The organism is Spiroplasma eriocheiris (assembly GCF_001029265.1).
Taxonomy (GTDB): domain Bacteria; phylum Bacillota_I; class Bacilli_A; order Mycoplasmatales; family Mycoplasmataceae; genus Spiroplasma; species Spiroplasma eriocheiris.
In genome coordinates this window covers 1,107,968-1,131,655 of the sequence record NZ_CP011856.1, presented here as the reverse complement: position 1 = coordinate 1,131,655, position 23,688 = coordinate 1,107,968, and the positions used below count along the sequence as shown (strand labels likewise).

General features: G+C 31.0%; 19 protein-coding genes. 17 read left to right on the top strand and 2 right to left on the bottom strand.

Translation table 4 applies throughout. The features are described 5' to 3' along the window. The 9 genes from guaA to SERIO_RS05140 all read left to right on the top strand — a co-directional run bounded on the left by guaA (position 1) and on the right by SERIO_RS05140 (position 14,333). Positions 1-1,536, top strand: coding sequence for a glutamine-hydrolyzing GMP synthase (gene guaA / locus SERIO_RS05180; protein ID WP_201773609.1), 1,536 nt, complete (start codon positions 1-3; stop codon positions 1,534-1,536). Positions 1,537-1,662: 126 nt separating this feature from the next. Beyond that, a complete protein-coding gene (locus SERIO_RS05175; RefSeq protein WP_047791779.1) occupies positions 1,663-4,617 on the top strand; it encodes a chromosome segregation protein SMC in 2,955 nt (984 codons plus the stop codon). A 91-nt stretch (positions 4,618-4,708) separates the two neighbouring features. Beyond that, on the top strand, positions 4,709-6,004 hold the full coding sequence (ptsS, locus tag SERIO_RS05170) for a phosphate ABC transporter substrate-binding protein (RefSeq protein WP_047791778.1): 1,296 nt from the start codon (positions 4,709-4,711) through the stop codon (positions 6,002-6,004). Beyond that, on the top strand, positions 6,004-8,085 hold the full coding sequence (gene pstA, locus SERIO_RS05165; RefSeq protein WP_047791777.1) for a phosphate ABC transporter permease PstA: 2,082 nt from the start codon (positions 6,004-6,006) through the stop codon (positions 8,083-8,085). Before ptsS ends, pstA begins: the two co-directional genes overlap by 1 nt. 3 nt (positions 8,086-8,088) lie before the next feature. After that, entirely contained in the window at positions 8,089-8,898 is an 810-nt protein-coding gene (pstB, locus tag SERIO_RS05160; protein WP_047791776.1) for a phosphate ABC transporter ATP-binding protein PstB, read from the top strand. Between the two features lie 15 nt (positions 8,899-8,913). After that, positions 8,914-9,573: a phosphate signaling complex protein PhoU gene (phoU, locus tag SERIO_RS05155; RefSeq protein ID WP_047791775.1), complete on the top strand. Its 660-nt coding sequence runs from the start codon at positions 8,914-8,916 to the stop codon at positions 9,571-9,573. A 137-nt stretch (positions 9,574-9,710) separates the two neighbouring features. Continuing rightward, positions 9,711-11,384: a phospho-sugar mutase gene (locus tag SERIO_RS05150; RefSeq protein WP_047791774.1), complete on the top strand. Its 1,674-nt coding sequence runs from the start codon at positions 9,711-9,713 to the stop codon at positions 11,382-11,384. A 117-nt stretch (positions 11,385-11,501) separates the two neighbouring features. Further along, positions 11,502-13,331, top strand: coding sequence for a 2-oxo acid dehydrogenase subunit E2 (locus SERIO_RS05145; RefSeq protein ID WP_047791773.1), 1,830 nt, complete (start codon positions 11,502-11,504; stop codon positions 13,329-13,331). Positions 13,332-13,388: 57 nt separating this feature from the next. Beyond that, the gene (locus SERIO_RS05140; RefSeq protein ID WP_047791772.1) at positions 13,389-14,333 is read left to right on the top strand and encodes a 3'-5' exoribonuclease YhaM family protein; all 945 of its coding nucleotides are present in this window, start codon (positions 13,389-13,391) and stop codon (positions 14,331-14,333) included. A gap of 19 nt (positions 14,334-14,352) precedes the next feature. On the opposite strand, the gene SERIO_RS06325 is transcribed toward SERIO_RS05140, so the two are convergent. Then, positions 14,353-14,787, bottom strand: a complete 435-nt coding sequence (locus SERIO_RS06325) for a protein-tyrosine phosphatase family protein (RefSeq protein WP_158500497.1) — start codon at positions 14,785-14,787, stop codon at positions 14,353-14,355. 227 nt (positions 14,788-15,014) lie between these two features. On the opposite strand from SERIO_RS06325, the gene SERIO_RS05130 reads away from it, so the two are divergent. The 8 genes from SERIO_RS05130 to SERIO_RS05095 all read left to right on the top strand — a co-directional run bounded on the left by SERIO_RS05130 (position 15,015) and on the right by SERIO_RS05095 (position 22,295). Continuing rightward, positions 15,015-15,767 carry an MIP/aquaporin family protein gene (locus tag SERIO_RS05130; RefSeq protein ID WP_047791771.1) on the top strand — a complete coding sequence of 251 codons (753 nt, stop codon included), beginning with the start codon at positions 15,015-15,017 and terminating at the stop codon, positions 15,765-15,767. Positions 15,768-15,899: 132 nt separating this feature from the next. Further along, positions 15,900-16,646: a class I SAM-dependent methyltransferase gene (locus SERIO_RS05125; protein WP_047791770.1), complete on the top strand. Its 747-nt coding sequence runs from the start codon at positions 15,900-15,902 to the stop codon at positions 16,644-16,646. A gap of 364 nt (positions 16,647-17,010) precedes the next feature. After that, positions 17,011-17,499, top strand: a complete 489-nt coding sequence (rimP, locus tag SERIO_RS05120; RefSeq protein WP_047791769.1) for a ribosome maturation factor RimP — start codon at positions 17,011-17,013, stop codon at positions 17,497-17,499. Between the two features lie 19 nt (positions 17,500-17,518). Continuing rightward, positions 17,519-18,946: a transcription termination factor NusA gene (gene nusA, locus SERIO_RS05115; protein WP_047791768.1), complete on the top strand. Its 1,428-nt coding sequence runs from the start codon at positions 17,519-17,521 to the stop codon at positions 18,944-18,946. Between the two features lie 23 nt (positions 18,947-18,969). Beyond that, on the top strand, positions 18,970-19,245 hold the full coding sequence (rnpM, locus tag SERIO_RS05110) for an RNase P modulator RnpM (RefSeq protein WP_047791767.1): 276 nt from the start codon (positions 18,970-18,972) through the stop codon (positions 19,243-19,245). Further along, positions 19,246-19,545 carry a L7Ae/L30e/S12e/Gadd45 family ribosomal protein gene (locus SERIO_RS05105; protein WP_047791766.1) on the top strand — a complete coding sequence of 100 codons (300 nt, stop codon included), beginning with the start codon at positions 19,246-19,248 and terminating at the stop codon, positions 19,543-19,545. 21 nt (positions 19,546-19,566) lie between these two features. Further along, a complete protein-coding gene (gene infB / locus SERIO_RS05100) occupies positions 19,567-21,420 on the top strand; it encodes a translation initiation factor IF-2 (RefSeq protein WP_047791765.1) in 1,854 nt (617 codons plus the stop codon). A 152-nt stretch (positions 21,421-21,572) separates the two neighbouring features. Continuing rightward, entirely contained in the window at positions 21,573-22,295 is a 723-nt protein-coding gene (locus tag SERIO_RS05095; protein WP_047791764.1) for an ABC transporter ATP-binding protein, read from the top strand. Positions 22,296-22,444: 149 nt separating this feature from the next. On the opposite strand, the gene SERIO_RS05090 is transcribed toward SERIO_RS05095, so the two are convergent. Beyond that, positions 22,445-23,284 (bottom strand): MurR/RpiR family transcriptional regulator, encoded by an 840-nt coding sequence (locus SERIO_RS05090; protein ID WP_047791763.1) that lies wholly within the window; start codon positions 23,282-23,284, stop codon positions 22,445-22,447. Between the last annotated feature and the right edge of the window lie 404 nt (positions 23,285-23,688).

Below are 23,688 nucleotides of genomic sequence, written 5' to 3'. Positions count from 1 at the left end.
ATCGTGAATAATAAAATTATTATTTTAGATTTTGGTTCGCAATATACCCAGCTAATTGCCCGCCGGATTCGTGAGTTGGAAGTATACTGTGAAGTTTGACCATTTAACACGGATTATGAAAAAATTAAGCAAGCCAATTGTAAGGGGATTATTTTATCTGGGGGACCAGCATCTGTTTATGCGAATGATGCTCCACAGATTAACCGAGCCTTATTTGATTTAAATATTCCTGTGTTAGGAATTTGCTATGGAATGCAATTAATTTGTGATTTATTTGGGGGAACAGTAAGCAAAGCTGAGCGTCAGGAATTTGGTTTTGCGGAATTAATTATTGATGTTTTCCAAGATTTGTTTGTAAATATTCCTAATAATTCCCAAGTTTGAATGAGCCATGCTGATCATATTGAAAAAATGCCACCAAATTTTATTCAATTAGCTCATAGTGTAAATTCAATTAGTGCAATTAAACATCATAATTTACCAATTTATGGTTTACAGTTTCATCCCGAGGTAACCCATACTTTAATTGGAATGCAATTATTAACTAACTTTATTTTTAATATTTGTCATTGTCAAAAAGAATGAAAAATAAGTAATTTTATTGACCAATCGATTCTTCATATTAAAAACCAAATTGGAACTGACCATGTTGTGTTAGCAATGTCGGGTGGTGTTGATTCTAGTGTTTGTGCGGTTTTATTAAATAAAGCAATTGGTCACCAATTGACTTGTATTTTTGTTGACACGGGATTATTACGTCAGGACAGTGGTTGAGAAGAATTACAACAATTTCAAAAAAAATTTAGGTTAAATATTATTCGGGTTAATGCCCAAGAACGTTTTTTTACTGCTCTTGCGAATGTTACAAGTCCCGAGGAAAAGCGAAAAATCATTGGAAGGTTATTCATTGAAATTTTTAATGAAGAAGCAAAAAAAATTCCTAATGTTAAATGATTAGGACAAGGGACAATTTATCCAGATGTTATTGAATCAGTTTCGGTAAAAGGCCCTTCCGCAACAATTAAATCACACCATAATGTTGGAGGGTTACCAACTAATTTACCATTTAAATTAATTGAACCATTACGTGAACTTTTCAAAGATGAAGTACGTAAAACTGGCGAGTTGTTAGGGATTCCACATGATTTTGTTTATAAACATCCATTTCCAGGACCAGGACTAGCAGTACGGATTGTTGGTGAAATTACAAAGGAGAAAGTTATGTTGTTACAGGCGGCGGATAAAATTTTTATTGACGAATTATCCGCTAGTGGTTGGTATCATAAAGTATCACAGTCCTTTGCCGTATTATTACCTGTCCAATCAGTTGGTGTTATGGGAGATGTTCGTACCTATGGTTATACTTTAGTGTTGCGTAGTGTTAACACTACTGATTTTATGACCGCCGAATGAAGTCAACTTCCGTATGAATTATTAGCAAAAGTTTCTTTAAAAATTGTTAGTGAAGTAACCGGCATTAATCGAGTAGTTTACGACATTACTTCAAAACCGCCAGCTACAATCGAATGAGAATAACAGTTAAAAACTAAAAAGTTTGCTTTTTATCTTGCAAATATTAGGAATTTATAGAATAATTATTAAGAATTATTATTAAATTAATAAAAACTAATTATTGATTTATTGTCAAGGACGTGTTTAGCAGTGTTATTTTTAAAAAAATTAGAAGCATTTGGTTTTAAATCGTTTGCTGAACCATTAAGTATTAATTTTGAGCATGAAATGATTGGAATTGTTGGACCCAATGGAAGTGGAAAATCAAATATTAATGATGCCATCCGTTGATGTTTAGGGGAACAATCAATGAAATCACTACGGGGTAATAGTGTTGAAGATGTTATTTTTAACGGTTCAGGTTCAAAACCACCATTAAATATGGCAGAAGTAAAAGTTACCTTTGACAATTCCCACCGTTTTTTTGACCTTGATTATGATGAAATTGAAGTAACCCGTCGAACTTTTCGGGGAAGCGGTGAAAATGAGTATTTTATTAATAAACAGCGAGTTCGTCTAAAAGATGTTCAGGATTTTGCGATGGATAGTGGAATTACAAAATCATCCTTAGCTATTATTTCACAAGGAAATGTTAATTCCTTTGCGGAAGCAAAACCATTAGAACGCCGGGCATTATTTGAAGAAGCAGCCGGAGTTGCAAAATATAAAAAACGAAAATTGGAATCACTAAAAAAATTAGAACGGTCAAACGAAAATTTAGCGCGAATTAAAGACATTATTAATGAAATTGAACGAAAATTGCCAAGTTTAAAACGACAAAGTGAAAAAGCCTTAAAATATAAAGCTAAAAAAGATAAGTTAAATGAAATTGAGCTTGCGATCTTAGTTAAAGATGTTACTTTCTTTAACCAAAAGTTAAGTGAACTAAAAGAACAACAAAAAGTAATTACCTTTGAAAAACAGGAGGCCGAACGAGAAATTACTTTAAAAGAAAATGAGTATAATAGTTTAAGTAAAGAAAATTATAGTTTGGATAATAAAATTACTTCTTTATCAAAACAATTTCAAGTATTAGTTAATGAAATTAGTGATTTAAAAGTTCAAAAGATTGAATTGGATAATAAAGAAAATGCTTTAAAAATGTCAAATAGTGATATTACTGTTAGTAATATGCTTCATGATTTTAATGAACTAAAAATTGCTTTGGATAATGAACAAGAAAAGTTAGCACTTTTAAATAATCAACAAACCGAAAATAAAGCAATTCGAAATAACTATTTAAAAGAGCAGACTAAATATAGTGAAGAACTAGGAGCTCTTAATAAAACTATCTTTCGGTTAGAAAATGATCTTGACCGTTTACAACGAAGTTTTGAAAATAATGATAACTTACACGAAGGGGTCCGCAATATTATTAATAATAAGAATGTTTTACCCGGAATTATTGGACTGGTTCAAGAGTTAATTACGGTTGACACTCAGTATGAACAAGCAATTGGAATTGCCTTGAGTGGACGCTTACAAGATATTGTGGTAAAAAATGTTGATAGTGCCAAAAAAGCAATTGGTTATTTAAAACAAAATAAGGCTGGTCATGCCACTTTTATTCCGTTGGATATTATTACTCCCCGGTATCTGCGCGATGATGAAGAATTTATTATTCAATCAGTGAAAGGCTATTTAGGAATTGCTCATAAATTAGTAAAAACTAGCAAAGAATACCAACCAGCAATTGACTATTTATTAAGTCGTTATCTTGTTTCTCAAAATTTTGATAGCGCCCAAGAAGTAGCAAAATTAATTTCTTATAAATATAATGTTTTGACTTTAGAGGGAGAACTAATTCGTCCCCAGGGGGCTATTTCGGGGGGGAATCGGAAAACTAAACAAATTCTAATTAATCCCGAAAAAGAAGTTGAAACTTTAAAACACCAAATTAATGAAAAATTAAAAAAATATGATGAGCTAAATCAAACCTTGAACCAATTAAATAATAAGTTAGATGAAATTAATGAAATTATTAATGAAAATCAAAGTTCAATTGGTGCAAGCAAACGCCAAATCGAAATTCTTGATCAGGATAAAAGTAAATTAAAAAATGAATATCAGTTATTAACTTCAAAAAATATTGATGAAAATGAAGTTGTGGAGAGTAAAAATGTTGTTGGAATTCTTGACCAAATAAACCACAAAGAAATTCTTAAAACCGAAGTTGAACAACAATTAAATGTTGCACGGAGTTTAAAAGAAAAACAACTAACTCATTTGAATGAGTTAAACAATGTAATTTCGGAAAAAAGACATTACACGGCAGTTTTATTAGAAAAAGTTGGAAAATTAAATACCGATATTACAATGTTAAATTCAAAAATCCAACAAGATTTAAGTCGTTTAACTGAGGAATATCATATGACATACGATCATGCTAAAACATTAGAATTAAAATCAATTGAAAATGAAGATGAAATTCGTGAAGAAATTAAAGAATTACGAAGTGAATTAGCAACGATTGGAAATGTTAATCTTGATGCCATTCAAGAGTATCAAGAAGAGTATGAACGTTATAGTTTTATGAAAAACGAGTATGATGATATTAATAATGCTGTTAAAAATCTTTTAACTTCAATTGATGAAATGGATAGTTTAATGGAAGATCAATTTGATAAAACAATCAAAGAAGTTAACCAGGCGTTACCTTCAACTTTTGAAGTATTATTTGGTGGGGGGACTGCAAAAATTATTTATACTGAACCGGATAATATTTTAGAAACGGGAATTGATATCAAAATATCTCCCCCCGGAAAAAATATTAATAATTTAAACTTATTATCCGGCGGCGAAAAATCCTTAGTCGCATTGTCAGTTTTATTTGCGATTCTAAAAGTACGCCCGATTCCATTAGTTATTTTAGATGAAGCAGAGGCTCCGTTAGACCCCGCAAATGTTGAAAGATTTGCAAAATATATTCGAACTTTTGTTAATACGACGCAGTTTATTATTGTAACCCACCGGTTAGGAACTATGGAACACTGTGATGTCTTATATGGAGCAACTATGCAGCAAAAAGGGGTTACGAAAATTGTCGGAATTAAATTAAAACAAGCAGAAGAGATGATCGCTCAAATAAAAAATAAAAAAACATAAAACTATATGTTTTTTTATTTTTTTTGATACAATTAAGGCAAACATTTATATTGTATTGAGACCATCGGATATAAGGAGACTAATAGACGGGATGTCAAAAAAAGGCGCGCACGATAAAAGTACCAAAAAGTGTGAAATATGAAAAAAACTATGGGAAGAAATTACTAACCATCGAATGATGACAATTATTGTTTTTATTTTAATTCTAGTTGTTGCGATTGTAATTTGAACTGTATCAACAGCAAGTAATGTTATTGTGGCGGGTGGAAGTACCTCAGTGACTCCTATTATGAATGATATTACAGAACAATATAAAAAAAATCGTGGTGAGGATATTGTTTATAATGCCCTAGGAAGTGCGGCTGCCTTGGTAGGGGTCCAAAATGGAAGTTACGCTTTTGGGTTTTTATCAAAGGATGTTAATTCAACACCAAAAGCGGGTGATAACGGAGCGAACGCCCAGAATTTATGAAATAATAAGCATGTTTTACGTTTTGTATTTGCGCGAGATTACATTTTGCTAACCTATCATTTGCCAAATGGGTGTAGTTTAAAAACAGATCCCCTAACAAATAAACCAATCCCGCTTAATTTTTCGGCATTTTTTGGTGGAGATGGAACCAAGTTAATTCAAAAAATTTATGACCATAATATTACCTGAGGAGCAGCTTTTAAAGATCAGTTAGTTTGTTCACCAGCCGGTGGGAATAGTGGCTTTTATACATTAACTAGAGAAGCTGGAAGTGGAACACGAGATTTCTTTGAAAGTAGTGTTATTAAAACAAAAAGTTATAGTACTGACCAAGTTGCTTCTTCTAACGGAGCGATGTACCAAACCTTAGCAACAACGCCGGGTTCAATTGGTTATTTATCATTTTCTTTTATTGAACGAGTGGCAAGTGATCCGGAATTAGGAATCCAAGCAGTTGCTAGTGTTACGGGAGTGAGTGATCCCAAATCAGAACTACCATATGTCTATGAAGATAGTACCAAAACATATGATTTTAATCCGGATTACTCATTGGTCCGCCCCTTCACCGGAATAGTCAATACGGACGGAAAACATTTTAACAAAGCGCTAGAATTTATTGCTTGAATGCTAGATCCCAAACCATATGATGATTTTAAAAAACGTGGCATCCCGCTAACACCAAATGCTGCTGCCTACTGGTATATCCATGAAGGGGACCAACCCTTAACCCATGATGATATTTACTTTTTAAAGTATAATAATAATACTAACTTTGCAATTAATGGGAATGGAACACTTCCCGGTTGAGGAATGAACAAAAAATATTTAAGTATTTGGGATTATATTATTCGTCAAAATCCCCATTATGATCATAATTATCCAGTTTATAAGGGAACAGATGAGGTAAGTAACTAATGAAAAATAACGAAGTAGCAAATAAAAGGAATTTTAAAACTTGATTGAGTGACTTAAAATATAAGTTTTTAAATAACTTTAAAGGTCGCAAGCAATTAACTGATTTTGGTTCAAAATTGTTAATTTACTTTTTTGGAATTTTAACAGTTATTATTTTATTAGTTTTAGTGGGGTTCATTATTTATAAATCAGTTTATTTCTTTCAAAATTATGCTGGTGGTTTTTGAGGATTTTTAAGTGGTGGCTCATGAATTGCAAATAATAATGACTTTGGAATTTGAAAAATTATTATCTCAACCTTCTTTGTTTTATTATTTTCTTTAGCAATTGCAATTCCATTAACCATTTTTTCTTCCCTATTTATTTGTGAATATTTATCCCCAAAATGGAAACGTCGTGTAATTGGAATTGTCCAGTTATTAGCTGGAATACCATCAGTTGTGTTTGGACTATTTGCTTTATCAATCTTAGGGCCATTATTTATGCTATTAGGAGCTCCTGCCGAAGCTAATTTATTAGTTACTTCAATTACGCTAGCTTTTATGAGTTTACCAATCATGATTTCATTGAGTATCAATGCTATTGATAATGTTCCGGAGGCTTATCGTTTTGGTTCTTTAGCATTAGGGTTAAGTAAAACAAATACTACTTATCGAATTGTTTTTCGCTCGGCATATTTCAAAATTATTACAGCCGTAATGATGGGAATGGCCCGTATTATTGGGGAAACAATGGCCGTGATGATGATTTGTGGAAATGCCCCTGATGGGTTAAAATTAAATAGTGGCTTCTTAAACTTTATTTTTTCTTCAATTGCTACCTTAGCTTCTACAATTGGATTAGAAATGTTAGAAAACTCCGGACCAATGCATGAATCTGCTTTATATGCGATTGGGTTAATTTTATTTATGATTGTTTGTGTAATTAACATTATTGTTGTATCTTCGCAAGCATCACGCAAACGTAAAATGACTCGTCACACAAAACGACCAGGCAAACCACTAGTCTTAAGTAAAGCGTACAGTCCGGAAAAAATTAATGGTATCTTTTATGAAAAAATTGAAAAAAAACGTCGGTGGTCAAAAGTTGGTGATGGAATTGGAATATTCTTTATGATCTCATCAACTGTTATTGTGGTTGCCTTTACTTTAACAATTATTATTAGTATTATTGTAAAGGGACTCTTTGGAATGGTCTGACATGATTTAATTTCGACATCAACTTATAATGAAGGGGCCGGAATTTTAGCAACATTTCTGGTAACATTGTTGTTAGTTATTTGTTCAATGATTTTTGCAATTCCCTTGAGTATGTTTGTGGCAATCTATCTAAATGAATATGCCCAACCCACAAGTTTTTTAACAAAAGCAGTCCGGTTTGCAATTGATGTTTTAGCATCAACGCCAAGTATTATTTACGGAACCTTTGGGTTAGCATTCTTTATTGGGGTTTGTCATTTACCCTTGTCAATTTTAGCAGCCGGCTTAACCTTAACAATTGTAATTCTTCCAATTATGATTAGGAGTATTGAAGATTCACTATCCGGAGTTGATAATGCTCTTCGCCAAGCGTCCTTAGCATTAGGAGCTTCTAAAACAGCGACAACCGTTAAAGTTGTTATTCCGAATGCGCTACCAGGAATTATGACCGCGATTATTTTAGCAATGGGAAGAATTATTGGTGAATCGGCCCCAGTTTATTTAACATTAGGAACAGCAGTACGCTTACCAATTGCCGGATTTATGTCACCAGGAGCTAGTATGACAACCGAAATTTTAATGTTATGAAAAGAAGGAGCAACCGCTGATGCAATGCGGGTAATGTATGAACTAGCCTTTGTTATTATGGTATTAATCTTAATTATTAATGGCTGTGCTAGTTTAATTTCTAAAAAATTTGCGCCAGGTTATCATCGAATTCCCTTGAAAGAAAAATGGAAACTACGAATTAAATTGATTAAAAACTTTAATTATAAAGAATATTGTTTGAAAAAGATTGATAATTTAAATTATTATTGAAAAAAAATCACCGCTAAATTTAGCAGAAGAAAAAATAAAAAAGACCAAGATCGGGGGGAATAAATTATGGATCCAAATATTATTATTAATAAACCAACCTTTGATTCATCAGATAGTAATCCTGATTTAATCCAAGTTGTTAATGTTGATTTCTTTTATAAAACAAATAAACAAGCATTATATAACATTTCGATGAACATTAAAGAGCATGCGGTAACGGCTTTAATTGGTCCATCGGGATGTGGTAAATCAACTTTATTACGTTTGTTTAACCGGATGAATGATTTAATTCCAAAAACTGTTTTTAAAGGTCAAATTTTAGTAAATGGAAAAAACATTTACGGACCCGAAACAGATATTGTTAAATTAAGAACAGATATTGGAATGGTGTTTCAAAAACCAGCACCTTTTCCAATGTCAATTTATGATAATGTGGCTTATGGACCCCGCAGTCAGGGCATTAAAGATAAAAAAATCCTAAATAGTTTAGTTGTTGATAGTTTAAAAAAGGCTGCGTTGTGAGATGAAGTTAAAGATAATTTAAAAGATTCGGCGTTAGCCTTATCCGGGGGACAACAACAACGGTTAAGTATTGCGAGAGCAATCGCTATGAAACCAAAAATTTTATTAATGGATGAACCAACAAGCGCACTTGATCCAATTTCCACTTCAAAAATTGAGGAATTAATCCAAGAATTAAAAAAAGATTTCACAATTATTTTAGTTACGCACCAGATGCAACAAGCAGCGCGGGTTGCTGATTATACGGCATTTTTCTTAAAAGGAGAATTAATAGAGTATAATAAATCAAAAATTATTTTTTCGCATCCAAAAGATAAACGAACTGAAAATTATATTACTGGTAGATTTGAATAGAAGGAGGTAGTCTTTATGGGAGTAAGAATTGAAAACGATTTAGCCCAAACAAAACAAATGGTGATTGACATGATTTCAATGACCCGTAATCAGTATGATGATATGTTTCAATGTCTAAAAAATGATGATCCAGAAATGGCAAAGCAAGTAATTGAAAATGACCAGTCAATTAATAAAATGCAAGAAGCTTTTGTTGAAGTTTCGCTTTGAAAAATTGCTAAACAACAAATGGTAGCGGGTGATTTGCGCCGTGCTGTTGGTTTTATTTCTATTGTCCATGATGTTGAACGAATTGCTGACTATGCCAAAAATATTTGTCGCTATTATTTAAAATACAAACCATCCAATAAATTAGTTGGTTATTTGCAAAAATTGCTTGAAAAAGTAATTGAAATGTTAACTGAAATATCAAAAATTTTTGAAGAAGAAAAAATTTCATTAGCTTATAATATGCCGAAATATGATGTTGATTTGGACAAAATTTATCGTTCTGAAAATGATGAATTAATTGAAAAAATTAGAGAAGCAAAAACTAAAGATGAAATTAAATTAATTACTTCAACAATGCAACAATTAAAATATATTGAAAGAGCTGGAGACCATGTTATTAATATTGCGGAATCGTTAATTTATATTATTGAAGGACGTACTTATGATTTTGACAAACCAGTTTAAAATAATTATTTCTAAGTGCTTTTAATAAGCATTTTTATTTTGGTAATTTCTTAATATTTTATTGCTTATTATTTACTCAATTTCGAGAATGGTATAAAATAGGAGTGTTGTTATCGAAAAATTAAGGAGTGGAAGAAATGTCTTACCAAGATAATTTAAACTTATGAAAAAATGCTCATAATTTAGATTCTAAATTAAAAGCAGAATTTGAAAAAATGAATGAAACTGAACTACAAGAAGCTTTTGCGAATGATCTTGAATTTGGAACCGCTGGATTACGTGGAATTATTGGGGCCGGAACTGGTAGAATGAACCTTTATACAATTCGTCGTGCGACTTTAGCATTTATGCAATTTTTACAAACACAACATTCATCAATTGATTTAAAAACAAAAGGAGTGGTAATTGGCCATGACAATCGCCATTTTTCAACTGAGTTTGCCCAAGAAGTTGCTAATATTTTAGCAACTAATAATATTAAAGCGATTTTATTTGATAAAAATGAATTACGCCCAACCCCAGTGGTTTCCTATTCAATTCGTAAAATTAAGGCCTTAGCTGGAATTATTATTACTGCTAGTCATAATTCTCGTGAATACAATGGTTATAAAATTTATGATGAATTTGGTTGTCAATTTTTACCTGTTGCAACTGATGTGATTGGGGAATACTATTTAAATATTAAAAATGAGGTTTTTGATTTAGCATTAAACCCAGATCCTAATTTAATTGCATATGTTCCGCACCAAATTGAACAAAATTATATTGACGATGTAAAAGCAATGCAATTTTATCCAAACCAACCACGAAACATTAAAATTGTTTTTTCTAATTTGCACGGAACAAGTAAAGATTGGACCCCAAAAATTTTACGTGAATGTGGGTATGAAGTTATTATTGTTGAAGAACAATATCCAAATGACCCTGATTTTACTTATGCGCCTAATCCAAATCCTGAATTGCCAGAATGTTATGATTTAGCAATTAAATATGCGAAAAAACATGATGCGGATATTATTATTTTAAATGACCCGGATGCTGACCGTCTTGGAATTGCAGTGAAAACAGCAACTAATGATTACTATTTAATGACAGGAAATGAAACTGCCCCGGTTCTTATTGAATATCTATTTTCACACTACAAAAAAAATAATACCTTACCATCCAATGGGGTAATGTACAATACTTTTGTAACTGGTAATTTATCCGATAAGGTGGCAGAAAGTTATGGAGTTAAAGTTATTAAAACATTAACCGGATTTAAATGAATTGGTGCTCAAATGCGCTTAGAACCTGAACGCAATTTAAAATTCTTATTTGGATTTGAAGAGGCATATGGTTATGTTTTAAAAGATATTACCCGTGATAAAGATGGGATTCAATCATCAATGGTTATTGCCGAAGCTTGTTGATACTATCACCAACAAGGGAAAAGTCTTTATGACGTTTTAAATGATATTTACCAACAATTTGGTTACTATTATTGCTACACTGTAAACTTAGTTAAAAAAGGTGTTGAGGGTAAACAGATTATAAAAAATATGTTAAAAACATTGCGAAATGAAGAAATTAAACAATTAAATAACATTAAATGTGTTAATAAAGAAGACTACTTAAATGGTTTGTATAATATGCCCGGCCAAGATTTATTAAAATTTTATTTTGAAGATGGTAGTTGGTTTGCAGTACGAGCAAGTGGAACCGAGCCTAAAATTAAATTCTATTTTGTTTGTGTTGATAACTCAACACCAAAGGCTAAAGCAAAAATGGAAGCCATGTTTAAAGATCTAGAAGCTAATTATTTAAGTTAGGTTTAAAAATAAGAATTTTATTTTAAATAAAATTCTTATTTAATATTTTTAGGTTAGTTTAAATCAAATGTAAAATATGTTATGATTGATGCGTATAGTAGGAAGGATTTTTTCAAGATGGGAAAAATTATATTTGAAGCAGATGATAATCGTAAAGGGATTATTGATAAACTTTTTGTTAATAATGATCAAGAAGTGAAGGCAAATGATAAATTAGCAAGTGTGGTTACGCAAAGCAAGATTTATGAAATTAAAGCACCAAGCGCCGGAATTGTTAAGAATATTTTAGTGTATGAAAATAAGGTTATTAATAGTGGCGATGTTTTATTAGAAATCCAGGACGCAGATAGTTCCCACGTGTCAAATAATGAAACAGCACCTGCCCAGGGAACTTATGGAGGTTATAATCAACCTAGTGCCAATAATCGTTATAATAATGAACATAACCCATATCAACAAAATGATAATAAAAAATCCGAAACAGAGCTATTCCGGGAAGAATTAATTGAAACATTATTGTCTCGTGAAGTTGCTAGTGATAAGAGTGCGGATGAATGGGGAACAACAGTTGAGTTAAGCAATGAAAATTTAAACCAAAATGAAATGACAAAAATGACATTTGAAAATTCTGACCGCCCAGTCCCAAGTCAAGATTTAACTTCTGAGTTATTGACTGATATTATTGATAACGAAGAGTTGGCCGCGGAATTAGAATCATTTGAGTTTAATTTAGATAATGTTAAAAATAGTTTATCAAATGTTGAAAATGAACTTAATAATAAAGTTAGCCAACAAGAAATTATTACTGATATTGCTAACCTAGCACCAGAACCATCTGTTGAAAAAAACTATCCATTGAACGACCAAATTTCTGATACAACTATTCATCGTGTTTACGAAATCATTCAAAATGAATTGAATAAGGAAAGTAATGAACAAGAAATTATTGGTGATACTTCTCCCGATGAAAATCTTCATGTGGACCAAACAATCTATTTTGATGAAGAATTAGCTGCCCAAGACCCAACCGTTAATTTTGAACCCCAAGAGTTGGCAGATGATTTATCCCCAACTAATCATTCCGAAGGTTCAAACAAGGCTGAAATTAGCCAAGACAATAATGACGTTATAACATCAACTGCTAATTTAAATGACGATACAGATTCTGATCAGGGGAATCAAATTTTAGCAGATGTTACTGAAAATGTGGCTCCGGAGTTACCAACTTCACCTCATGGGGAAGAGGAAAATTCCCAAATTAATGCAGTAAAATTAACAGATGAATCTATTAATAAACAACAACAAATTATGAACAGTAAACGGAACATTGCGCATGGTTTTATTGATGTGGAAGTTGATGTTAGTGAACTTGTTAATTTATTAGCAATTATGCGAGAACCATATTTACAACAAAACATTGATTTAACTTTAATGCCATTTTATGTGAAAGCTGTTCATGATGGGTTAAAAAAATTCCCATTATTTAATGCTCGCTACGATCGTGAAACCAATGCGGTAGTCTTTAAATGATTTTATAACATTGCGGTTAGTGTTGATAATAGCAACACGATGAAAATGCCGATTTTACATAATATTACTGATGAATCGGTAAAAGAAATTGCTATTAAATTATCTGATTTAATTGACCGAACAGTTAATGAAAACACTAGTGGCAATGAATACCAGGATTCAACTTTTTCAATTGTCAACTTTGGTGAATATGGAATTACTCGCGGGACAGTTACCATTCCGGAAAGTCAAATTGCCAGCATTGGGATGGGAATAATTTTTAAAAAACCAGTAGTTGTTGAAAAGAATGACATTGCAATCCGCGATATTATGATGATTACTTTAGGTTATGATGAATCAGTGATCGATATTACTGAGGCAAGCAAATTTATTCATTATGTTGCTTATTTATTATCAAATCCAGGGTTATTATTATAAAATAAAAGGGTGATAATGTTTCACCACTTTTTCTTTTTAGAAAGGACCAACTTAAATATGAACATAAAAGACTTAACAACAGAAGCTAATAATATTACTTTAATTGCCATTGCGGATAAGGTCTCACAAGCTGTGGCGAGTAATGGTAATACTTATTTAACAATTTTACTAAAAGATAAAACTGGAACAATTGAAGCACGATTATGAGACGCTAAACCCCATGATTTGGAAAATTGAGTTAAAGGGAATTTTTATAAAGTAAATATTAATGTGATTGAATACCGTAAGGTTTTACAAGCAAAAATTAATAGTTATGATGTTGTTGATAATGAAACAGTTAACTTAGAAGATTTCATTCCCATTGCTCCTCTTGATAAAGAACTTATGTACCATGAAATTTTAGAGACAATAAATAATTTAGCCAATAGCGATTATCAAAACATTATGCGGTTAATTTTAGAAAAATATGGCGAACGTTTCAAAATTTGACCAGCCGCAATTCGTAATCACCATGAAATTCAGTCGGGACTACTATGGCATAGTTTAACAATGCTCCAAATGGCAAAGGCTGTTGGGAATGTTTACCATGATCGTTTAATTAATTTAGATTTATTATATTGTGGAATTATTCTACATGATTTAGGAAAAGTAGTTGAAATTACCACCGGGACAAGTAGTGACTTTTCATTAGAAGGTAAGTTATTAGGGCATATTTCAATTATGGCTAATGAGTTACATACAATTGCTAAAAAACATAATTTATATAATGATAATATTATTTTATTAGAACATATGATTTTAGCTAGCCATGGGCGGCTAGAGTATGGTTCCCCAGTTGAACCCCATATTTTAGAAGCTGAGATTTTATCATTTTTAGATAATTTAGATGCCAGAATTTATCGAATTGATAAAGAACTAGAAAAAGTTGAATTAAATGGGCAGACCCCACGGTTATTGCCAGTCGAAAACCGTTGATTTATTAAACATTTTAATAAAAAATAAAAATTTGGTAAGTTAATCATTAACTTACCAAATTTTTGTATGGAAAATGTTTTTTTAGAAATAATTCTCATCCGGGGGTTGGTTCAATTTCAGGATAAATTGTTTTGAATGCATTAAATGCTGTTTCAAAGTTATTATTATCAACAATATTATTGATGACACAAAACATAAAAGCAACACTAGCACTGCGATTAATTCCCTGAACACAGTGCAAATAAACATTTTCATCTTTAAGGTTAATGTAATAATCAAGGAGTTTTAAAATTTCCTTAATTTGTTGGATATTTATTTTTTGATCAGTAAAGATAAAATCCGGAAAGGGAAAACTAAAATATTGGACATTTTCTTCAGTTTTAATAGGATTCATAAATAGTTTTTGTTGGCTAAGTTCACTGCTTTGATCTAATTCTTCAGCAGCATTAATATCAATCAATGAATCACTATTTCTTGACATATAATCTCCTAAATAAAGATTTTTAGTAATTTTTCGATACATAGTTTTTCACCCATTTATATTATTACTTATTTTTAGAAAAATTCAATTCCTCTTTTTAAATATTTTATTCATATTTAATAATTATTTTAAAAATTTTGATAAAGTAAGTATTTTTTAGTGGTTTTTTATCAATACTTTATAGTACAATTTATGGGTAGACAAGACTAGTTGGGAAGGGAATAGCTATGAATGATGTTCAATTATTTTTTACGCATTTTGCTCTTGAATTATTTGGCACCGCTATTTTAATTGTGATTGGTAATGGTGCTGTTGCTAATATGGTTTTAAAAAATACGAAAGGTACTGGTGGCGGTTATATGGCAATTGCCGCCGGCTGAGGATGTGGAGTTCTTCTAGGCGCAATGATTTCAACTGCTCTACATGGAGTTGCCCATTTAAATCCAGCCATTACGTTGTCTTTTATTATTCAAAAAACATGGTTTAATTTACATGGATGATTTTTAGTTCCTGCGCTCTTACTTGGCCAAATTCTCGGGGCACTTATTGGTCAAATTTTTGTTGATATTATTTATTGAAAACACCTTTATCAAACAATCAACACAGAACCTAATAATTTAGTGTTATCAATGCACGCTACTACTCCCCAAAATCGAACTTTATTTCTCAATATTTTTGCTGAATTTATTGGAACATTTGTTTTAGTTGCAAGTGTATTAGCAATTAATCGTTTTAGTAATTCTAATTTAGCAATTATAAATCCATTTTTTATGGGGTTAGTAGTTTTTGGGATTGGTCTGGGATTAGGAGGAACAACTGGTTATGCAATTAATCCTGTGCGAGATTTAATACCGCGGCTAGTTTATTTTTGCTTACCAATTAAGAACAAACCGTCAGCTGATTGAAAATATTCCTTAGTCCCAAGTTTAACCCCACTCGTTAGTGCAAGTGTTTGCTCAGCAATTTTCTTAGTTATTTAAAAGAATAATAATTTTATTATTCAAAACTTGATAAGATAGTTGTTTTAAAAATATTATTTTAATCATTTTAGATCAATAATATTTTAATTTTAGTGATAAAATATCACAGGAACATAACTATGAGGTGAAAAAATGAAACAAAATAAATATGATAATCCTGAATTTTTTAATAAATATCAAGAGATGGAACGATCACAATTAGGATTAGTTGGAGCTGGGGAATGACATGAATTTGAAAAAATGATGCCCAACTTTAAGGATAAAACAGTTTTAGATTTAGGTTGTGGTTTTGGATGACATTGTTTATACGCCGCTGAACATGGGGCAAAAAGTGTGATTGGGGTTGATATTTCGGAAAAAATGTTAGCGGAAGCTAATAAGAAAAATAACTATCCAAATATTATTAAATATATTAACTCTCCAATTGAAGATATTGAATTTCCTCAAGAATCTTTTGATGTGGTGTTAAGTTCATTAACTTTTCATTATTTAAATTCATTTTCTGATATTTGTGCAAAAGTAAATAATTACTTAACAAAAAATGGGGAGTTTATTTTTTCTGTTGAACACCCAGTTTTTACGGCCGAGGGTTCAGAAAATTGATTTTATAATGACCAAGGTCAAATTTTACACTGACCAGTGGACAATTATTTTAGTGAAGGTGTTCGAGAAACAAATTTTTTAGGTGAAAAAGTTTTTAAATATCATCGAACATTAACAACATATATTAGTGAATTGATTAACCATGGCTTTGAAATTACCAATCTTGTTGAACCAAAACCAGATAGTAAATTATTAGCAACAGTTTCAGGAATGGAAGATGAATTACGAAGACCAATGATGCTATTAATTGCTGCTAAAAAAGTAAACCACAAATAAATAATTAATAAGGCTCTTTTACTAAAAGAGTTTTTATTTTGCTATATTTTAATATTCAAAATATTGAATATTAAAATATAAGTGCTACTCAAAAGGGATTGTTTAGTTGTTAATAAAGATAATCATAAAATTCAAAGGCTGGATAAATTGCTGAGGAAGTTATTAGGGGAAAAGGATTCTTTTTATTAAAAGAAAAATTTAAATTTTATTAATTATTAGTAAACTTTTTACTACTTTTACTTGTAATTTATAATTTTTTGTATTATTATTTAAATGTAATTGAATGCATTGAAGGAGAGAGCACAATAGTGCTCTTTCTTTAATGCGGATCAAATTATATATTTATAAATGAGGTTGGGTGTTAATGAAAAATTGAGAACAAATTAAATTGACAATTATTGAACAATTAAAATCTTATTTAGAAGAACAAAACTTAGAATTATTCGATATTGAATATTTAAAAGAATTTAATAGTAATGTTTTACGAATTTTAATTGAGCGAAAAGATGGAAAAATAATTGATTTGGATTATTTAGTTGAGATTAGTGAAGGAATTAACCCACTAATTGATAAGCTTGATTTGATATTAGAAGAATACTTATTGGAAATCTCAACCCCAGGAGCTGAAAAACCACTCCGGAATTTTGCCGAACTTGCCCGTCAGCTTAACCAGTACCTTTATCTGGAACTAAAACAACCAGTAAATGGTTTAACTGAAATTACCGGAACCTTACAAGCAGTTGACAACAACACTCAAAATATCACCTTCCAATATTTTATTAAAGGTGTTAAAAAACAATTAGAAACAAATTATCAAAATATAAATTTTGCTAGATGTGCAGTTAAATTTTAAGAAAGGAAATTTTATAACCATGATTGATAGAGCAAAGTTACTAAGTACAATTGATGAAATTGTAAAAGAAAAACAAATTAACCGAACAATAATTTTAGAATCAATTAAAGAAGGAATCAAAAAAGCTTATGAAAAGCATTTTGATCCCGAAGCAACAATTATTGTTAATATTGATAACCAAACCGGACAAATTACTGTTCAAAAAGAATTAAAAGTTGTTAAAAAAGTTGAAGATGATTTATTAGAAATTGGTCTTAATGAAGCAAAAAAAGAATATGGTGAAAATGTTACAATTGGTGATACTGTTTATGAACCAATTAATTCTGAAGAATTCTCACGGTTAGCAATTATTCAAGTTGGACAAATTATTAAACAACAAATTAAAGAAGCAGAAAAAGATTCAATTTTTGATGAATATATTAATGAAAAGGGAAACTTAATGAGCGGGGTTGTGATTGCTGCTGAAGAACGCTATTTATTAATTGAAGTTGACCGAACATTTGCTTATATGCCGCGTAAAAATTTAATTTTTTCTGACCATTATGATGTTGGTGATCAAATTTTGTTTTTAGCGGAAGATGTTAATAAATCAAAAAATGCTGGTCAAATTACTGCGTCTCGAACAAGCAATGATTTTTTAGCAAAATTAATGGAACGAGAAGTCCCAGAAATCTTTGAAAAAGTTATTGAAATTAAAGCCATTGCTCGAGATCCGGGCCGTCGTAGTAAGATTGCTGTTTTTAGTCACAATGAAAACATTGATCCGATTGGGGCTTGTGTCGGAACAAAAGGAAGCCGTATTAATAAGGTGACTGAAGAGTTAAATGATGAAAAAATTGATATTTGTATTTATAGTCCAAATAATAAAGAATTTATTATTAACTCATTATCACCAGTTAAAGTAATTTCAATTGTAACTAATGATAAAAATAAGGAAGCGGATGTTGTGGTTCCTGATGAACAATTATCATTAGCAATTGGGAAGGGTGGGAGCGCTGCCAAATTAGTTGCTAAATTAACAAAATGAAAATTAAATATTATTAACTATTCAGAAGCCTTGGCTAATAAAACTAATATTTTATGAAATGGGAATATTAATGAAGAAGAATTAGCGGAGTTAAAAATTAAGTTAAAAGATAAGGTTAAAGAAAAACAAACTAAATTTGAAGAAAAACAACGTGTCGCCCCTCCAGAATTACCAGAAGTTGAAACTTTTGAAATTATTGAGGAACACTTAGTTGAAGATAACAATGGTTATTTAGATAATGAAGAAAATTACCACGTGGAAAGTTTAGTTGAAGAAAATGATGTTGATATTCAACAAGAATTACAAAAAGAAATTGCTACAATAGAAGATACGTTATCTTTCTTTGAGGAAAATAATCCTGATAAAGATGATGAAGAAATTAATTATGATGAATATGATGATTATTACGCAGATAAATAGTTAAATAAAATGAGGTGAATAAAATGCAAACTAAAAAGAAAATTCCCCTTCGCAAGTGTGTTGTTTCTAACCAAATGTTCCCGAAAAAAGAACTAATTCGGGTTGTTAAAACAACAAATGATGAAGTTTTAATTGATCCCACGGGCAAATTAAATGGAAGAGGAGCATATCTTCGCCCCACATTAGCTATTTGAGAACAGGCCAAAAAAAATCGTGCTCTGGAACGTGCTTTGCATTTAAAACTATCCGATGAGTTTTATGAAGAACTAAAAAAAGAAATTATTGAAGGATGAGATTAAGTGGAAAGCCAAATTTATAGTTTGCTTGGGCTCAGTCAAAAAGCCCGCAAAATAATCACTGGGCAATTGTTAATAACCGCCATTAAGGCCCAAAAAGTTTTTCTGGTCATCACCACAGTGCAAATCGGAACTAGCCAAGAAAAAATGTTTAATCAGAAATGTTATTATTATAAAATTCCGTATTTTAACCGTTTAGATACTGAAACATTATCAACCGCCATTGGAAAACAAAATTGTAAAGCAATTGGGATATCTGATCAACAATTAGCAACAAGAATTATTGAGTTATTGACTAATTAAGAAAGAAAAGGAGGATGCTGTATGGAAAATCGTAAAAATAAACCAATGAAAAAAACATTGGCTAAAAACCAAAGAAATCGAATTCAATCGCAATTAAAAACAGTGGAAGCACATGTCGAAAAAGGGGTTTTTGTTTATTCCGAAGCAATTTCAATTGCCGAATTTGCTAATAAAATCAATAAACCAGTCAGCGAAGTGATTAAATATTTCTTTATGAAAGGAATTATGTTAAACCAAAATACTATTTTAACTGAAGAGCAATTGGGAGAGTTAAGTTTAGAATTTGGATTAGATTTTAAAAAAGAGCGTTCAGTTACACATGAAAATTTATTAGAAAATTTTGAGGTTAATGATAATCCTGACACGTTAGAACAACGTCCCCCAATTGTTACAATTATGGGTCATGTTGACCATGGGAAAACAACCTTATTAGATACAATCCGCAATTCAAATATTGTTGGTGGTGAATATGGGGGAATTACCCAACATATTGGAGCCTATCAAATTTTAACAAAATCAAATCAAAAAATTACTTTTGTTGATACTCCAGGGCATGAAGCCTTTACCCAAATGCGTGCGCGTGGTAGTGCCGTAACTGACATTGTTGTTTTAGTTGTCGCTGCTGATGATGGGGTGATGCCCCAAACTAAAGAGGCGATTGACCATGCCAAAGCGGCCCAAGTACCAATTATTGTTTTTGTTAATAAAATGGATAAACCGGAAGCCAATATTGACAATGTTATGATGCAATTATCCCAAGAAGACTTAACAAGTGAAGAATGGGGTGGCCAAACACCATTTGTAAAAGGGAGTGCGAAATCACGTGTTGGAATTGATGAATTATTAGAAACAATTTTATTAATTGCAGAATTAAATGAATTAAGAACAAATCCAAACCGGTTTGCCATTGGAACTGTCATTGAATCGCATTTAGATAAGGGAGTCGGTCCCGTTGCCACTTTATTAGTTCAGTCAGGAACATTAAAACTAAAAGATGCCCTGGTAGCGGGTTATACTTTTGGTTATGTTCGTGATTTAACTGATGAAACCGGCAAAAAAATTAAGCAGGCTGGTCCCTCAACCCCAGTTATTATGCATGGATTAAATGAAGTTCCTAATGCCGGTGATAAATTTATGGTGTTCCGGGATGAAAAATTAGCACGGGAAGTTGCCTTAAAACGAAAAACTAAGGATATTATTAAAAAACGACATAAATCACAAGCCTTTTCATTAGAAGCGCTATCCGATCAAATTAAAGATGGACAGTTAAAACAAATTAATTTAATTTTAAAAGCTGACACCCAGGGAACAGTTGAAGCTTTGCAAGCAAGTTTACAAAAGATTAAAATTCCCGGGGTTAAAGTTAATATTATTCGTGCAACAGTGGGGGGGATTTCCAATAGTGATGTAACCTTGGGGCTAGCTAGTCAGGCCTTAATTATTGGTTTCAATGTACGGCCAACTGCCCAAGTGCGAAAAAAAGCTGATGAAGATGGGGTTGAAATTCGCTTATACAATGTTATTTATAAAGTTACCGAAGATATTGAAGCGGCGGCCAAAGGAATGCTTGACCCAGTAATTGAAGAAGTAGTAACCGGACAAGCTGAAGTTCGTCAATTATTTAAACACTCAGCAGTGGGGACAATTGCCGGTTGTCATGTTATTGATGGGGTTATTCCCCGCAAATCAAAAGTTCGGATTTTAAGAGATGGTGTTGTTGTTTACCAAGGTGAATTGTCTTCGCTAAAGCACTTAAAAGATGATATTAAAGAAGCAAAAGAAGGCAGTGATTGTGGTTTAACTATCAAAAACTATAATGATCTTAAAGAAGGCGATATTGTGGAAGCTTATGAAGAGAAAATTGTTAAAAACTAATTAATACCTAAGATTAATCTTGGGTTTTTCTTTTGCTCCATTTATTTATTACCATTTTTGCAAAGAGTTTCCTTTTTAAACTTTTCAGTTTTCAAGAAGTTAAAAAATAGGTATACTTATTACAAGGAATAAACAAGGAGAATTGAGTGTTAATGTCAGCAGAAATTGTCAAAGTTCATAATTTAACAAAGAAATACCAAGCCAAGGCCGCCATTAAAGATCTTTCTTTTGTAATCCATGCTGGAGAACGAATTGGAATTATTGGGGCCAATGGGAGTGGAAAATCAACCCTGAGTGAAATTATTGCGGGAATCCGCACTCCAACACGTGGGGAAATAATTAAAAGCCCAAATTTACGAATTGGTATTCAGTTCCAAGATTCTAAATACCCAATGGGAATTACCGTGATGGATATGGTTCGTTATTATTGTGATACTTTTAAGATTAAATACCACAAGGATGAACTACTGAATTTACTAGCAACTTATCAATTAACTAATTTAGCGAAAAAAAACATTAATAGTTTATCAGGTGGTCAACAACAACGCTTAAATATTTTATTAGCAGTAATTCACCAACCAGATTTAGTTATTTTAGATGAAGTTTCATCTGGGCTAGATATTGAAGTGAAAGAAATTATTTTTACTTTTTTAGAAACCAATATTATTGCCAATAACCGCGCCATGTTATTGGTATCCCATAATATGGAAGAAATTGAACGCTTTTGTGAGCGGATTTTATATTTACATGCCGGAGAACTTAAAGCCGATACGACTGTAAAAGCTGTTGTTAAGGAGTATGGTAGTGTTTTTAATTATACCAAAGCAATGTTTGATTATTATAAAAAGCACGAGTCCGCTGATATTCAAAACTAGCTAGCCCAAATTAAAAGAACATCTTAAACGCTAATAATAGTGTGGTTAAGATGTTCAAGTTAATAAGTAATTAATGATTAATATAAGATCACATTTGATCTGTTGTATTGATAATTGTTTATAATTAATAATTGTTCATCCCATTTTACTTAAAAATTTTCATCATTTCAATTTTTAGTTAAGTTATTAGCCCGAATAATTTTATCTTCTAAATCAGGTTGTTTAATTTTAATTAACGCACGAAAAATAATATCGGCAATTAAAATTTGAACAACCTTCGCCGATAAGGATGGAAACCCTTCGTTTTCTTGGGAATGTAATTCAAATAATAATAAATGTTTTATTTGATACAATTTATTAAGTTCTTTGTTATTGGTAATTAACGCAACCTCAATATTAAACTTATTAGCTAAATTGATGATTGAAACAATTTCTTTTGTTACACCAGATTTGCTGAAGATAATTAATAAATCTTCTGGTCTCATATTTTGCATCATAACTATTAAACTATGAACATCTTCGGTGGCAAAACAATTATGACCAATCATATTCAGATTACTACTTAAGACACGACAGGGTAAGAAACTAGTCCCTATCCCAAACGTAAAAATTCTTTTTTTAATAACTAAATCATTAATTAAACCATCTAAGACTGGTAAATCTAAGTTGTCAATTGTTTCGTGAATACTATAAGAATAATATACTCGAATATTATTAACAATGTCTTCTAAGGCCAATGTGTCATTAATATAATAATTTTTTGATAAGAAATTTAAACGCTCATAAACATGCATTTGGAGTCTTTTAATATTTTCATAACCTAAATGTTTCGCCATTCTGGTGATTGTTGACTCGGAAACATAGTAATTTTTGGCTAATTCGGTAATTGTTTTATTAGTAAAAAACTTTGGATCTTCAATGATTTTTTCAATAATTGAAATTTCTGTATCAGTCAAATTTGCTTTATCATACTCAAGTACTTTTAACATAACCTTGTATACCCTCTTCTATTGTGAAAATAATTTGCTGAATCCCTGTAATAATTTTACATTAAACTTTTATAAAATTTCAAATGAAAATGTCGAATAATTCTTGGAAATTATATAATTTTTTATTTTATTTTAAATTTATTTCTGAAAAATTTAACAATAAAAGGTAAAATTCATTTTTTTTTTTTTTTTTATAGTAAAATATCAGTAGAATAACAAGAAAATTTCTTATTGTTCTACGGTTCAGGAAAATTCCTAAAAGTGCTAACTTTTTTCATATTTCTAAAAAGTTTAAAAATTTTTAGGAATTATCCTTGCACTATTTAAGTTTAGGGGTTATAAATATTTTAGTGTAAATAAAATTAATTAGAAATAAATTTTAATAGATAGGTTTGGTAAATTAA